This window comes from Mycolicibacterium chengduense, from assembly GCF_033741155.1.
Lineage (GTDB): Bacteria > Actinomycetota > Actinomycetes > Mycobacteriales > Mycobacteriaceae > Mycobacterium.
In genome coordinates this window covers 33,596-47,918 of sequence record NZ_JAWQNH010000012.1, presented here as the reverse complement: position 1 = coordinate 47,918, position 14,323 = coordinate 33,596, and the positions used below count along the sequence as shown (strand labels likewise).

The window sequence follows — 14,323 nt, the reverse complement described above, 5'->3', positions numbered from 1 at the left end:
GAAACGCCCGGTCCCATCCCGAACCCGGAAGCTAAGCCTACCAGCGCCGATGATACTACCCACACGGGTGGAAAAGTAGGACACCGCCGAACACAATTTAAGTCCTCGGCCCTCCAATTTCGATTGGAGGGCCGAGGCATTTTGCTTTTCAGTATCGAAAAGCGCCGCGTGGACTAAAACAATGCCGGCGCATTTCGGCTCCTCTCCATTTCGAGGAGAATTTTCTTTCTGTCCAATCCACCGCCGTAACCGGTCAGGCTGCCATTGGCGCCGATAACGCGGTGGCACGGCACGATGATGCCGATCGGATTGTGGCCGTTGGCCAGTCCGACGGCGCGGTATGCCGTGGGCGTGCCGATCTGGGCGGCGATATCTCCGTACGATCGTGTCTCGCCGTACGGAATGGTCAACAACGCCTGCCACACCTTGCGCTGGAAGGCCGTGCCCACCAATTCCAGGGGAATGTCGAATTCGGTGCAGTCGCCGGCGAAGTACGCCTGCAGTTGCGCGACGGCTTCGGGAAACGCGTCGTCGTCCGGTTGCCAATCACTGCGATTGGGTTCGTACATCTGATCCACCATCCGCAGGTGCATCAGCCGGCCGTCGACGCCGGCCAGCGTCAGGAGCCCAACCGGGCTGTCTATCGTCCGATACTTCATGTCTGCCATCACTTCTCCTGCTGCGTCACCTGGGTGGCCAGTCGTTCACGGCGTGGTCCAATGCCGTCCACAGATGTTGGGTGGCGTAGGCACGCCATGGCCGCCAGCGCCTGCTGTGGGTGTCCAGCGCGGCGCGGTCGGTCGGTAACCCGATTGCGGCGGCCGCCGCTTGCACCCCGAGGTCCATGACGGGAAACGCATCGGGATCGCCGAGGCCACGCATCGCGATGACCTCTGCGGTCCACGGCCCGATTCCCGGTAGCGCGAGCAGCTGGGCCCGGGAGCGATCCCAATCGGCGCCGGCATCCAATTCGACCTGACCGCCCGCCAGCGCCGCCACCAGGGCCACGACCGTTCGTCGTCGGCTGGCCGGCATGGCCAGCCGCTCGGGATTCAGCTCGGCCAACTGCCCGACCGAGGGGAAGGTGTGGGTCAGTGTGCCATCGGGGTCTGCGATCGAGATGCCGTATTCGGCGGCCAGCCGTCCGGCGTGGGTGCGGGCCGCCTTGATCGAGACCTGTTGTCCAAGCACCACCCGGATGGCCAGTTCGGCTTCGTCGACCGTGCGGGGGATGCGCTGCCCCGGGGCCTTGGCCACCAGCGGAGCCAGTTGGGGATCGGCGCTCAGTGCGTCGACCACAGCGGCCGGATCGGCATCCAGGTCGAGCAGGCGGCGGCAGCGGGCGATCGCGGCCGAGAGGTCACGGAAGTCGTCGACGCGCAGACGGCAGCGGACGTGATCGGGATGGGGCGTCAGGCTGACGACCCCGCACCCACGGGAGAGCCGCAGCGTGCGGCGGTACGCGCCGTCACGGACCTCCTCCACGCCCGGCACTGCGCTGGCGGCCAGATGACCGAACAGCCCCTCGAAGGCGAAAGGCGTACGCACCGCTAGGCGCAGTGACAGCGTGTCCGCTCCGACATGGTCGTCGCGCCCGAATTTGGCGCGCGCCCGTTTGCGCAATTCGGTGGGCGTCAGCGCACACACCTCCCGAACGGTGTCGTTGAACTGTCGGATACTGGCGAAACCCGCCGCGAACGCCACATCGCTGAATGGCACGTCGGTGGTCTCGATGAGCACCCGGGCGGTCTGCATCCGCTGCGCTCGGGCCAGTGCCAGCGGATTGGCGCCGACCTCGGCCTGTAGCAGCCGCTCCAGCTGGCGGGTGGTGTAACCCAGGTGGGCTGCCAATCCGGTGACACCGGAGCGGTCGACGAGGCCATCGGCGATGAGCCGCATGGCCCTGGCGACCACGTCACCGCGGACATTCCATTCCGGTGACCCGGGGGACGCGTCCGGCCGGCAGCGCTTGCATGCCCGGAAGCCCATCCGCTGCGCCGCGGCGGCGGTCGGATAGAACCGGACATTGCGGGCCAACGGCGGACGAACTGGACAGCTGGGGCGGCAATAGATCCCGGTGGTGAGCACCGCGGTGACGAACCAACCGTCGAAGCGGGCGTCCTTGGATTGGACGGCCCGGTAGCAGCGGTCGAAATCGTCGTGCACTCGTTCACCCTTACACGGGCCCGCCGACAGAACTGGCGGAAAAACGACATCGGTGTGTGGCGTTCGGGCCTGCCGACGGCCCACAGTTGCTATACACGTTGCAGACCGCTGCCACGGGAGCGAGGTGCAGATGTCCAGCAGTGCCGCATTCATCGGCCGGATCGGCGGATTGGCAGTAGCCCTGGGGCTCGGCGCCGCGATCGCCAACAATCCCGGCGTCGCCGCGGCCGACGCCACCGGTGATGCCTCATCGTCGAGCACAGAATCCGCTGCTCCCGCCGCCAAGCCGGACAGCAGCCCGACTGCAACCCCCGAGACGGCAGACGCCGCTACGTCGTCGGCCGCTCCGGCCGGCGGTAAGACGACCCGCCCACCGTCGCGTCGCCCCGTGCTGCGAGCCCAACGCACGGTTTCCCGGGCGAGCGAGCCCAAGGCCGTGTCCGTGGCCGCGCCCGCCGCCAAGGTCGATGACGAGGCATCCGGTCCTCCCAAGGCGCCGGCCGACAATCCCGCTGCACTCGCGCTGGCCGGTGTCGCGCGACGGGAGATCGGCCACGATCGTGACACCCCAACCACATCCACCGCGGCCGCAGCGTCCGCCACGACCGCCGTTGGGCATCCAGCTGCGACCGCCACCAGTCCGCTGGGCACCGCCGATCAACTCGCCGCCGAGAAACGTGCCAAGCGCACCGTCGACACCCTGCCGGTCCGATTGATGAAACTCGTTCTGCGGACGGGATTTCTGTCGGCAGCCAACCAGCAGTTCGACCGGGTCGGCGGCCCCGACAAGGAGAACATCGACCGGCTCGACGCCGCGGTCGACGCGTACGCCATGGCTTCGGCATTCCAACAGCAGCTACTCGACTCCAACAAGCCCACCGTCGTCATGCAGGTAGCCCCGCCGCACACCTGGGCCGGACAGGACGACGCGACCGTGTCCGCCTCCCGCATCCTGTACGACAACCCCGACACCATCTACCGCTTCATGGGAGTCAACGGCGCAACGAAGTATGTGATCACCGGTCGGTTCGCCGATCCGGCACACCTGCCCGCCGACACCACGTTCAGCGTGCTGACGGGTCTCACCGGTAACACCGCCGCGGTGCTGACCAAGGACAAACTGATGCTGGACGCCGACGGATCCTTCACCATCACCGCCGACGCCGCACCGGCCAACGGGCGCGCCAATCACCTCCAACTGCCGGCCGACGCTACCCTGATCGCCACGCGGAACACGCTGTCGGACTGGGGATCTGAGGTACCCATGAGCCTCCAGATCACCCGAGTCGCAGGCCCGCCCAACAGCCTGTTCAGCCAGCTCGGGGGCTTCGCCATCCCCGGTCTCGGGCCGGCGGTGGTGCGTAACCCCCTGCTGACGAAGCTGGTTTCCCTGGTGCCGCCGTTGCCGTCGGTGCCGCCGCTGGTGCGCGGCACTGTGACGGCGATCATCATGGCGCTGGGTATCCAACGGGAGGCCACGTACATGGCCGTGGCGACCACAGACCCCAGGACAGGCCAACGGCAGGATCCGAATGTGCTGCGTGATCCAACCCGTAACGCGGAATTCCTTGCCACCCAACTGCAGAGCGCCGGATACTTCCAGCTCGGCGACGACCAAGCGCTGGTGTTGACGATCGACCCCGGTGGCGCCGGTTACTTCGTCGTCCCGGTGACCGACGACTGGACCGTCACGAAGGATTACTGGGACGAGCAGACCAGCCTCAACATCTCGCAGGCCGTGGCCAACGGCGACGGGACGTACACGCTGGTGGTGTCACCCACCGACCCCGGGGTGGCGAACTGGGTGTCCACCGGCGGTTTGCATCAGGGCACCATCTCGCTGCGGTTCCAGGTCCTCCCGGACGGTGCATCCCCGACCGTGCACAGCCAGCTGGTCTCGCTCGGCGATCTCGCGTCCGTGTTGCCGCCGGGCACCCCGTACGTGACCGCCGAGGAACGGGCCGCCCAGATAGCCAGCCGGAAAGCCGGATTCGACAGCAGGTTCGCGTCGTATGCGTAGCGACTAGACGGGTACGGCCAGCGTGGTCGGCTCATCCAGGCCACGCAATGAGACGGTCTCACCCAGACTCCAATGCGCGCTTTCGGTTTCGGTTGCCCTGGCTACGGTGTCCGAGGAGGCCACCAGGTGGCCCGGTACCGATTTCGCGAACTCGCACAGTCGGGCCGCCTCGTTCACCGGTTCACCGATCACGGTGTACTCGAAACGTTCCTTGGCGCCGACATTGCCGGCCACCACCTGACCGGCGGCCACCCCGATGCCCGCGTTCAGCTCCGGCACCTCCTCACGTAACCGGGTGGCGATCGCGCGGGCCGCGGCCAGCGCTTCGTCCTCGGCATTCGGCAGGGAGACCGGGGCGCCGAACACCGCGAGCACGGCGTCGCCCTCGAATTTGTTGACCAGGCCGGCGTGCCGATCCACCTCGTCGACGATGACGGCGAAGAACCGGTTCAGCAGGGCCACCACCTCCACCGCCGGTCGGCTGGTGACCAGGGTGGTCGACCCGATGACGTCGACGAAAATGACTGCGGCATGGCGCTCTTCACCGCCCAGCACGGGCTTCTGTTGCTCGGCCAGGGCCGCGACCTCGCGTCCGACATGGCGGCCGAACAGATCGCGTACTCGTTCGCGTTCGCGCAGACCGTCGACCATCGAGTTGAAACCCCGCTGCAGCTGCCCCAATTCGGTCCCGTCGAAGACCACCAGGTTGGTGTCCAGGTTGCCCTTCTCGACACGGTTGAGGGCGGTCCGCACGACCCGGATCGGAGTGGCGGTCAACCAGGACAGGATCCACATCAGCACGAAGCCGAACACCAGGGCGAAGGCGGCCAGGATCATCACCGCGACGGTGAACTGGGTAGGGGTGACGTTGCCCAGCATCAGGGTGATGATTGCGGCGAGCAGGATGCCCAACACCGGCACGCCGGAGCCGAGCGCCCACACGGTGAGCGTGCGGCCCATGATGCCCGGGGCGAAACGGCGCGGCGGGGGGCCGACCTCGAGGGCTTGGGCGGCGACCGGGCGCAGCGCGAACTCGGTGAACAGGTAACAGCTCGCCGAGACCACGATGCCGGGGAAACTGATGCCGAGCAGCACCTTGGGGATGAAGTTGGTGTCCTGGAGCCCGTAGAGAATCGTGAGTAACACGGTGCCGACGCCCCAGAGCACGAGCAGTACCCGCGTGAGCCGCCAGGGGGCGAAGAACGTGTTGAGTTGATCCTGTGGGGTGGGCTCGCGCTCCTCGAGCGCCCAGCGGACGTTGTTGATGACCCGGTGGGTGGCCCACACCACGCCAACCAGGAAGGCCAGCGCGATGTAAGCGGGCGCGACGGCCGCGGTGATCCACAGGACGTTCGGTGCGAACACGTTCGGCACGGGGAACGTAACCGTGATGACCAGCAGCGCCACGCCGACCCCGATGAGGTTGGCGCCGACAACGAAGGTGGTCAAGATCAGCTGGATGCGGACGCGGCGGCGCCGTTGGGTCTCCGAGACCCGGCCCAGGATCCATGATCCGTATTCCGAGGTGGCGGGCATGCGACCGCTCTGCCGGGTCACCTTTTCCAGGACGCGGCCCAGCCGCTGCGCCACAGTCTTTTCCGCAGTCATCGTGGCGTCAGCCTAGTGACTGCCCGGGGGCAATCTATGGTGGTTCGGTGCGCCTCGTCATCGCCCAATGCACCGTCGATTACGTCGGACGCCTCACCGCCCACCTCCCGTCGGCCCGGCGGCTGCTGTTGTTCAAGGCCGACGGTTCGGTGAGCGTGCATGCCGACGACCGTGCGTACAAGCCGCTGAACTGGATGAGCCCGCCGTGCTGGGTCACCGAGACCGTGCCGGAGGTGCCTGCCGACGGCGCGGAGGTGCTGTGGGTGGTGGAGAACAAGACCGGCGAGCAGTTGCGCATCACCGTCGAGAACATCGAGCACGACTCCAGCCATGAGCTGGGGGTGGATCCCGGGCTGGTGAAGGACGGCGTCGAGGCGCATCTGCAGGCGCTGCTCGCCGAACACGTCGAATTGCTCGGTGCTGGGTTCACCTTGGTGCGCCGCGAATACATGACGGCTATCGGTCCGGTGGATCTGATGTGCCGCGACGAAACGGGCCGCTCGGTCGCCGTCGAGATCAAACGCCGCGGCGAGATCGACGGCGTCGAGCAGCTGACCCGCTACCTGGAACTGCTCAATCGGGACACCGTGCTGGCCCCGGTGAGCGGGATCTTTGCCGCCCAGCAGATCAAGCCGCAGGCTCGTACGCTGGCCGAGGACCGCGGGATCCGTTGCGTGGTCCTCGATTACGACAAGATGCGCGGCATGGACAACGACGAGTTCCGGTTGTTCTGATGCCACGGCGCCGCCCCGTCCGCAGGCAGGCCGAGCCGATGCGGCCGTTGCCGTCGCCGCCACGGGTGGAGGTGGGGCCGGACGGGTACGACTACCAGGTCCGGCCGGTGGGGGCGGCGCGCGCGAACAAGACCTACCGCTGCCCGGGCTGCGATCACGAGATCAGGCCGGGAACGGCTCATCTGCTGGTGTGGCCGGCGGACGGCTCCGATATGGACGACCGACGGCACTGGCACACGCCCTGCTGGACCAATCGTGCGAACCGGGCACCCACCCGGCGATGGAGCTAGTGCTCTGCGGTGGCCGCAGGCTCGACGAGTTCGATCAGCACGCCGCCGGCATCCTTGGGATGGATGAAGTTGATCCGCGAGTCCGCGGTGCCCCGGCGTGGCGCGTCGTAGAGCAGCCGGACACCGTCGGCGCGCAGCCGCTCGGACAGCGCATCGATATCGCTGGTGCGGTAGGCCAGCTGCTGCAGGCCGGGGCCGCGGGTGTCGATGAACTTGGCGATCGTCGACTTCTCGTCGATGGGGGACAGCAGCTGGATCTGCGCGCTGCCCTTGGCCGCGCCACGCACCGAGAGCATCGCCTCGCGGACACCCTGCTCCTCGTTGACCTCTTCGTGCAGCACGATCATGCCGAGATGGTCGTGGTACCACTTGATCGCGGCATCCAGGTCCGGCACGGCGATGCCGACATGGTCGATCGCGGTCACCAAAGCGCTGGCAAGGGCCGGTCGGGCGTCGACGTGCTCGGTGGTCATAGACTCAAAGTAACCTGACATGCTGACTTTTATGCCTGTGTGATAGGCCACACTACGGCTGTTCGGGGCGGTGCCGAACGGCTTTACAGAACCTTTGGAGGATGAAAATGACGACCTCGGTGATCGTGGCGGGGGCCCGGACCCCGGTGGGCAAGCTGATGGGTTCGCTCAAGGACTTTTCGGGCAGCGATCTCGGGGCCATTGCCATCAAAGGCGCTTTGCAGAAGGCGGGTGTCGACCCCTCTCTCGTCGACTACGTGATCATGGGTCAGGTGCTGACCGCAGGCGCCGGGCAGATGCCGGCGCGGCAAACCGCCGTCGCCGCCGGAATCGGGTGGGACGTGCCCGCCCTGACGATCAACAAGATGTGCCTGTCCGGTATCGACGCGATCGCTCTGGCCGATCAGTTGATCCGCGCTGGCGAGTTCGAGGTCGTCGTCGCCGGCGGCCAGGAGTCGATGAGCCAGGCGCCGCACCTGCTGCCCAAGAGCCGCGAGGGGTACAAGTACGGCGATGTGACCGTGCTCGACCACATGGCCTATGACGGGCTGTATGACGTGTTCACCGACCAGCCGATGGGTGCGCTGACCGAGCAGCGCAACGACGTCGACCGGTTCACCCGCGCCGAGCAAGACGAGCTGGCCGCGCAGTCGCACCAGAAGGCCGCGGCCGCGTGGAAGGATGGCATCTTCGCCGATGAGGTTGTGCCCGTGTCGATCCCGCAGCGCAAGGGTGACCCGATCGAGTTCGCCGAGGACGAGGGCATCCGGGCCAACACCACCGCCGAGTCGCTGGCCGGCCTCAAGCCGGCGTTCCGCAAGGACGGCACCATCACCGCCGGGTCCGCTTCGCAGATCTCCGATGGTGCCGCGGCCGTCGTGGTGATGAGTAAGGCCAAGGCCGAGGAACTGGGCCTGCAGTGGTTGGTGGAGATCGGCGCGCACGGCGTGGTGGCCGGTCCGGACTCGACGCTGCAGAGCCAGCCCGCCAACGCCATCAAGAAAGCGATCTCGCGCGAGGGCATCACCGTCGACCAGCTGGACGTCATCGAGATCAACGAGGCGTTCGCCGCGGTGTCGCTGGCCTCGACCAAGGAGCTGGGGGTCGATCCGGCCAAGGTCAACGTCAACGGTGGCGCCATTGCGATCGGGCACCCGATCGGGGCGTCCGGCGCTCGGATCACTCTGCATGCCGCGCTGGAGTTGGCGCGTAAGGGCTCCGGCTACGCGGTGGCGGCGCTGTGCGGTGCCGGTGGACAGGGCGATGCGCTGATCCTGCGCCGTCCCTGAGCGCCTTCTCAACCTTCAACGACAGCGTGTAGTAGCCAGCCGTCGGTTCGGGCACAATGGCGGCCATGGCACTGCTCGTCAATGGTCACCGCGCCGCAGGCTGGTTCCGGCTGGTCGCCGCGGCCGAAGCGCTCAGCTGGGTCGGTCTGCTGGTGGGGATGTACTTCAAGTACCTGGGCACACCCCGCACCGAGATCGGCGTCAAGGTCTTCGGGCCCATCCATGGGGGCGTCTTCATTGCCTTCGTGGTGCTCGCGGTGCTGGTCGGAGTGGCGTTCAAGTGGTCGCCGGCCACGTGGGTGTTGGCGTTGCTGGCCAGCATCGTGCCGCTGGCGAGTGTGATCTTCCTCATGTGGGCCGAGCGCAGTGGGCGTCTCGGCAGGTCTACACGCCCGGCCGAGGCCACTGCCTCGGGGACGTGACAGACTTGTCGATGTGACACGACCCCGCTCTTCTCTCGGCCCCGCGCTGGCTGGCGCGGTCGATCTCTCCGGTCTGAAACAACCTCCCGCGTCCGCTCGGGCGGCGTCGACGGCACCGGCCGGTGCCGTCGAGGTCACCGAGGCCAACCTCGAAGCCGAGGTGCTGGTCCGCTCCGGTGAGGTGCCCGTCGTGGTGCTGCTCTGGACGCCGCGCAGCGAGGCCAGCGCTGCCCTCGGCGACATCCTGGGCGAGTTGGCCTCGGCCGACGGCGGCAAGTGGTCACTGGCGCTGGTCAACGTCGACACCACGCCGCGGGTGGCGCAGATGTTCGGTGTGCAGGCGGTGCCGACCGTGGTGGCGTTGGCGGGCGGGCAGCCGATCGCCAGCTTCCAGGGTCCGCAGCCGCCCGAACAGTTGCGGCGGTGGATCGACTCGCTGCTCCAAGCCACCGCAGGCAAGCTCAGTGGTGGGGGTGACGAGCCCGAGCAGGTCGACCCGGAGTTGGAGGCCGCCCGCACGCACCTCGACAACGGCGATTTCGATGCGGCTCTGGTCGCCTACCAAGGCATCTTGGCCGGCAAGCCCAACGACCCGGAGGCCACCGGCGCCATCCGGCAGATCACCTTCCTGCAGCGGGCCACCACGCGTCCTCAGGACGCCATCGCGGTGGCCGATGCGGCGCCTGATGATCTGGAGGCCGCGTTCGCGGCCGCCGATGTCGAGATCCTGCAGCAGGACGTCGCCGCGGCGTTCAACCGGCTCATCGCCCTGGTGAAACGCACCGCCGGTGACGACCGGACGGCGGTGCGTACCCGGCTGATCGAGCTGTTCGAGCTGTTCGACGCCGCCGACCCCGACGTCATCGCCGGCCGGCGCAATCTGGCCAACGCGCTCTACTAGCTCGCCCAATTCGACGTTTCGGCGCACTCCGCCTGGCACTTTTGCGCCCGTTTAGATCAATTGGGCGGGAGGGGGTCAGGCGGGTTCGAACCAGAGCGCACCCAGCGGCGGCAGCGACATGACCGCAGAGGCGGGCCGACCGTGCCATGGCTCGGCGGTGGCCTCGACCGCGCCGAAATTGCCGAGGCCGGCACCGTTGTAGATGGTGGCATCGGTGTTGAGCACCTCGCGCCAGCGACCGGCGTGGGGCAGGCCCAACCGGTATTGGGCATGCTCGGCTCCGGAGAAGTTGAACACGCAGGCCAGCACGGACCCGTCGTCCCCGAACCGCAGGAAGCTGAGCACGTTGTTGGCCGAGTCGTTCGCGTCGATCCAGGAGTAACCGTCGGGCACGGTGTCGCGCGACCACAGCGCGCGACGGGTCCGGTACAGCTCGTTGATATCGGCGACCAGGCGCTGGATTCCGGTGGAGAAGCTCTGCTCGCCGAGCTGGTACCAGTCCAGTCCGCGTTCCTCGGACCACTCGGCGCGCTGGCCGAACTCCTGGCCCATGAACAGCAGCTGCTTACCCGGATGGGCCCACTGGTAGGCCAGCAGTCCCCGCACGCCCGCGGCCTTGGTGTGGTCGTTGCCCGGCATTCGGCCCCACAACGTGCCCTTGCCGTGCACCACCTCGTCATGGCTGATCGGCAGCACGTAATTCTCGCTGAACGCGTACAGCATCGAGAAGGTCATCTCATGGTGGTGATAGCTGCGGTGGATCGGGTCCCTGGCGATGTAGGCCAAGGTGTCATTCATCCAACCCATGTTCCACTTCATCGAGAAGCCAAGGCCGCCAAGGTTGGTCGGGCGGGTGACACCCGGCCACGAGGTGGACTCCTCGGCGATGGTGACGATGCCGGGGTGCACCTTGTGCACCGTGGCGTTCATCTCCTGGAGGAACTGCACGGCCTCCAGATTCTCCCGGCCGCCGTACTTGTTGGGTGTCCAACCGCCTTCGGGCCGTGAGTAGTCCAGGTACAACATCGATGCCACCGCATCCACGCGCAGCCCGTCGATGTGGAACTCCTGCAGCCAGTACAGCGCGTTGGCGACCAGGAAGTTGCGCACCTCCGCACGGCCGAAGTCGAAAACGTAGGTGCCCCAGTCGAGTTGCTCACCGCGGCGGGGGTCGGCGTGTTCGTAGAGCGCGGTCCCGTCGAACCGGCCCAGCGCCCACGCGTCCTTGGGGAAGTGGGCGGGCACCCAGTCCACGATGACGCCGATACCGGCTTGGTGCAGCGTGTCGACCAGGTGGCGGAACTCGTCGGGAGTGCCCAACCGCGAGGTGGGGGCGTAGTAGGACGTCACCTGGTAACCCCACGACCCGCCGAAGGGGTGCTCGGCGACCGGGAGCAACTCGACATGCGTGAAACCTTGGGCCACAACATATTCGGTGAGCTCGTCGGCCAACTGGCGGTAACTCAGTCCGGGGCGCCAGGACATCAGGTGCACCTCGTAGGTGCTCATCGGCTCGAATACCGGGTTGCGCAGCACCCGTCCGGCCATCCAGTCGTCGTCGTTCCACGTGTAGTCGCTGAGGGTGACCCGGGAGGCGGTGTGCGGCGGCACCTCGGTCGCGAACGCCATCGGGTCGGCCCGCTCGGTGACCACACCGTCGGCGCCGTGCACGCGGAATTTGTACAGGCCGCCGACGGGGAAGTCGGGCCAGAACACTTCCCACACGCCGGAGGAACCGAGGCTGCGCATCGGCGCCTCGTTACCGACCCAATGGTTGAACTCGCCGATCAGGCTGACGCCCTTGGCATTCGGCGCCCATACCGCAAACGACACGCCATCCACCTGGCCGTCGGGGGTGGTGAAGGTGCGCGGATGGGCGCCGAGCGCTTCCCACAGCCGCTCATGGCGGCCTTCGGCGAACAGGTGCAGATCCATCTCACCGAGGGTGGGCAGGAAGCGATATGGGTCGGCGACGGTGAGCATCGGAGCGCCCGGGTAGCCGATCTCAAGGCGATAGTCGATCAACCCGGTGATCGGGACCGCCACCGCGAACAGGCCACCGTCGACATGACTGGCCTCGTAGCGCACGCCGCCGATCACCGCGGCCACCGTCTCCGCGTGTGGGCGCAACGTACGGATGACGGTGTGGTCACCGTATTCGTGGGCACCCAGCACCGAATGCGGGTCGTGGTGCTCCCCGGACAGCAGCCGGTGCAGCTCCGCGTCGGGAGGACGCAGGTGGGTGCTGGTGATGGGGTTGATCCGGGTCATCGGTTCACTCCCTTCGAAGAAGGTTCAGTCGGACGTCGTGCGGGATCAACGGCATATTGATCACATGGGCGATTGTCTTGACGGGATCCAGGCGCACGTAATTGGACTGGCCCCACTGGTATTCCTCACCAGTGATCTCGTCGCGCACCCAGAATCGCTCGTAGGGCTCCATCCCGAGCGCTCCCATGTCCAGCCAGAGCGTGCCCTCCTCGGGGCCGAACGCGTTGAGCGTCACCACCACCAGGACGCAATCGCCGCTGACCGGATCGAACTTGCTGTACGCCAGCAGCGCATCGTTGTCGATGTGGTGGAAGGTGATGGTGCGCAGTTGTGCCAGCGCCGGGTGCAGTCGCCGAATCTCGTTGAGCTTGGCTAGGAACGGTTCGAGAGACCGGCCGGCGGCCACGGCCGCCTCAAAATCTCGGGGTCGCAGCTCGTACTTCTCGGAGTTGAGGTACTCCTCGCTGCCTGGCTTCACCGCTTCGTGTTCGAAGAGTTCGTAGCCGGAGTACACGCCCCACGCCGAACTCAGGGTAGCGGCCAGCGCCGCCCTGATGGCGAACATGCCGGGACCGCCGTGCTGCAGCGATTCGTGCAGGATGTCGGGCGTGTTGACGAACAGGTTGGGGCGGGCGCAGTCGGCGTACTTGGCGATCTCCTGGCCGAATTCGGTGATCTCCCATTTGGCGGTCCGCCAGGTGAAGTACGAATACGACTGGGTGAAGCCGAGTTTGGCCAAACCGTACAGCCGAGCCGGGCGGGTGAACGCCTCGGACAGGAACAGTACGTCAGGGTTCTCGTCCTTGACCTTGCCGATCAACCAGGCCCAGAAGTTCGGTGGCTTGGTGTGCGGGTTGTCAACCCGGAAGATCTTGACGCCGTGCGCGATCCAGTGCTGCACCACCCGCAGCACCTCCGCATAGAGGCCGGCCGGGTCGTTGTCGAAGTTCAGCGGATAGATGTCCTGGTACTTCTTCGGCGGATTCTCCGCATAGGCGATGGTCCCGTCGGGCAGTACGGTGAACCATTCCGGGTGAGCCTTGGCCCATGGATGGTCGGGGGCGCACTGCAGCGCGAGATCCAGGGCCACCTCCAGTCCCTGATCGGCCGCGGCAGCGACGAAATCATCGAAGGCTTCGATCCCACCCAGATCGGGATGCACGGCATCATGGCCGCCCTCGTCGCTGCCTATTGCCCACGGCGAACCGACATCGCCGGCCTCGGCGGTCACCGCATTGTTCCGTCCTTTGCGGTGCACCTTGCCGATCGGGTGGATCGGCGGCAGATAGACGACGTCGAAACCCATCCGGGCGATACGCGGCAGGTCCTTGGCTGCGGTGGCGAACGTGCCGTGCACCGGGTTGCCGTCGGCATCCCAGCCTCCCGTCGACCGCGGGAAGAGCTCGTACCACGCCGAGAACCTGGCCAGTGGGCGATCCACCCAGACGCCGTATTGGTCACCGCGGGTGAGTAATTCGCGCAGCGGATACTTGCGCAGCAGCTCGCCGACCGCGGGGGACAGCGCGGCCGCGGCGCGGGTCAGTGGATCCCCCGGGGTACGCAGGGCTGCTGCCGCCGCCAACAACGGCTCTCGGTGTTCGCGGGGAACCCCCGTCGAGGCGCGCTCGAGCAGCTGCGCACCGACCAGCAGATCGTTGGACAACTCGCTCTCGCCCTGGCCGGCGTCGAGTTTGGCCGTGACCGCCTTACGCCAGGTGCTGATCGGGTCACCCCACCCATCTACCCGGTACGTCCACAATCCAACCCTGTCCGGGATGAACTGGCCGTGGAACACGTCGGGGGTGCGTCCCAGCGCCATCGGCAGCGCCTGCGGTTTGATCCGCGGCGGAGCCACGGGGGGCCGCGGGGCGGACGACAGGCCCGGCGGATCCTCGACCAACTGCGGATATGCCGAGCCGTGATAGCGCACCACCAGCGTCGCGGCCACCGCGTCGTGGCCTTCCCTCCACACCGCCGCGCTCACGGGCACCACTTCGCCGACCACGGCCTTGGCGGGGAAACGGCCACCGGACAGTACGGGCGCGACGTCATCGATCTCGATACGACCGGGCACCCATAAACTCCCTTGTGCGGGCGCGGCTCTTTCACCGCGCGTTGCCAACCACCGTAGTGGCCCCTCGGCCCCAGA

12 protein-coding genes and 1 rRNA gene are annotated in these 14,323 nt (G+C 67.0%); 7 read left to right on the top strand and 6 right to left on the bottom strand.

Going from position 1 to position 14,323, the window contains the following annotated elements:
- Positions 1-92: ribosomal RNA gene (rrf, locus tag SBI67_RS28720) — 5S ribosomal RNA — on the top strand; the annotation flags it as partial.
- Positions 93-173: 81 nt separating this feature from the next.
- On the opposite strand, the gene SBI67_RS28715 is transcribed toward rrf, so the two are convergent.
- Positions 174-668 (bottom strand): methylated-DNA--[protein]-cysteine S-methyltransferase, encoded by a 495-nt coding sequence (locus tag SBI67_RS28715; RefSeq protein ID WP_318983835.1) that lies wholly within the window; start codon positions 666-668, stop codon positions 174-176.
- Positions 669-684: 16 nt separating this feature from the next.
- Positions 685-2,166 carry an AlkA N-terminal domain-containing protein gene (locus SBI67_RS28710; protein WP_318983834.1) on the bottom strand — a complete coding sequence of 494 codons (1,482 nt, stop codon included), beginning with the start codon at positions 2,164-2,166 and terminating at the stop codon, positions 685-687.
- Positions 2,167-2,296: 130 nt separating this feature from the next.
- Here SBI67_RS28710 and SBI67_RS28705 point away from each other — a divergent pair, with 130 nt between their 5' ends.
- Entirely contained in the window at positions 2,297-4,186 is a 1,890-nt protein-coding gene (locus SBI67_RS28705) for a hypothetical protein (RefSeq protein WP_318983833.1), read from the top strand.
- A gap of 3 nt (positions 4,187-4,189) precedes the next feature.
- On the opposite strand, the gene SBI67_RS28700 is transcribed toward SBI67_RS28705, so the two are convergent.
- Positions 4,190-5,794, bottom strand: coding sequence for an adenylate/guanylate cyclase domain-containing protein (locus tag SBI67_RS28700; RefSeq protein ID WP_318983832.1), 1,605 nt, complete (start codon positions 5,792-5,794; stop codon positions 4,190-4,192).
- A gap of 47 nt (positions 5,795-5,841) precedes the next feature.
- On the opposite strand from SBI67_RS28700, the gene nucS reads away from it, so the two are divergent.
- Together nucS and SBI67_RS28690 are read left to right on the top strand one after the other, a co-directional pair.
- Positions 5,842-6,528, top strand: coding sequence for an endonuclease NucS (gene nucS, locus SBI67_RS28695; RefSeq protein ID WP_318983831.1), 687 nt, complete (start codon positions 5,842-5,844; stop codon positions 6,526-6,528).
- On the top strand, positions 6,528-6,818 hold the full coding sequence (locus tag SBI67_RS28690) for an Rv1322 family protein (RefSeq protein ID WP_413232591.1): 291 nt from the start codon (positions 6,528-6,530) through the stop codon (positions 6,816-6,818). Before nucS ends, SBI67_RS28690 begins: the two co-directional genes overlap by 1 nt.
- Here the strand turns inward: SBI67_RS28690 and mce are convergent.
- The gene (gene mce, locus SBI67_RS28685) at positions 6,815-7,291 is read right to left on the bottom strand and encodes a methylmalonyl-CoA epimerase (protein WP_318983830.1); all 477 of its coding nucleotides are present in this window, start codon (positions 7,289-7,291) and stop codon (positions 6,815-6,817) included. The two genes, SBI67_RS28690 and mce, sit on opposite strands and share 4 nt — an antisense overlap.
- Before the next feature lie 107 nt (positions 7,292-7,398).
- On the opposite strand from mce, the gene SBI67_RS28680 reads away from it, so the two are divergent.
- The 3 genes from SBI67_RS28680 to SBI67_RS28670 are packed head-to-tail and all read left to right on the top strand — an operon-like array spanning position 7,399 to position 9,903.
- Positions 7,399-8,580, top strand: a complete 1,182-nt coding sequence (locus SBI67_RS28680; protein ID WP_318983840.1) for an acetyl-CoA C-acetyltransferase — start codon at positions 7,399-7,401, stop codon at positions 8,578-8,580.
- A gap of 56 nt (positions 8,581-8,636) precedes the next feature.
- Positions 8,637-9,002, top strand: a complete 366-nt coding sequence (locus SBI67_RS28675) for a DUF3817 domain-containing protein (protein WP_413232590.1) — start codon at positions 8,637-8,639, stop codon at positions 9,000-9,002.
- A 13-nt stretch (positions 9,003-9,015) separates the two neighbouring features.
- Positions 9,016-9,903, top strand: coding sequence for a tetratricopeptide repeat protein (locus SBI67_RS28670; protein WP_318983828.1), 888 nt, complete (start codon positions 9,016-9,018; stop codon positions 9,901-9,903).
- Positions 9,904-9,978: 75 nt separating this feature from the next.
- On the opposite strand, the gene glgB is transcribed toward SBI67_RS28670, so the two are convergent.
- Positions 9,979-12,174 (bottom strand): 1,4-alpha-glucan branching protein GlgB, encoded by a 2,196-nt coding sequence (glgB, locus tag SBI67_RS28665; protein WP_318983827.1) that lies wholly within the window; start codon positions 12,172-12,174, stop codon positions 9,979-9,981.
- Positions 12,175-12,178: 4 nt separating this feature from the next.
- Positions 12,179-14,248 (bottom strand): maltotransferase domain-containing protein, encoded by a 2,070-nt coding sequence (locus tag SBI67_RS28660; RefSeq protein WP_318983826.1) that lies wholly within the window; start codon positions 14,246-14,248, stop codon positions 12,179-12,181.
- Positions 14,249-14,323: the final 75 nt, after the last annotated feature.

Bases quoted from the DNA above. Each gene is read 5' to 3' on its own strand.
- SBI67_RS28715 (WP_318983835.1), bottom strand. From the start codon at position 668: ATGGCAGACATGAAGTATCGGACGATAGACAGCCCGGTTGGGCTCCTG.
- SBI67_RS28675 (WP_413232590.1), top strand. From the start codon at position 8,637: ATGGCGGCCATGGCACTGCTCGTCAATGGTCACCGCGCCGCAGGCTGG.
- SBI67_RS28680 (WP_318983840.1), top strand. From the start codon at position 7,399: ATGACGACCTCGGTGATCGTGGCGGGGGCCCGGACCCCGGTGGGCAAG.
- SBI67_RS28690 (WP_413232591.1), top strand. From the start codon at position 6,528: ATGCCACGGCGCCGCCCCGTCCGCAGGCAGGCCGAGCCGATGCGGCCG.
- SBI67_RS28700 (WP_318983832.1), bottom strand. From the start codon at position 5,794: ATGACTGCGGAAAAGACTGTGGCGCAGCGGCTGGGCCGCGTCCTGGAA.
- glgB (WP_318983827.1), bottom strand. From the start codon at position 12,174: ATGACCCGGATCAACCCCATCACCAGCACCCACCTGCGTCCTCCCGAC.
- SBI67_RS28705 (WP_318983833.1), top strand. From the start codon at position 2,297: ATGTCCAGCAGTGCCGCATTCATCGGCCGGATCGGCGGATTGGCAGTA.
- mce (WP_318983830.1), bottom strand. From the start codon at position 7,291: ATGACCACCGAGCACGTCGACGCCCGACCGGCCCTTGCCAGCGCTTTG.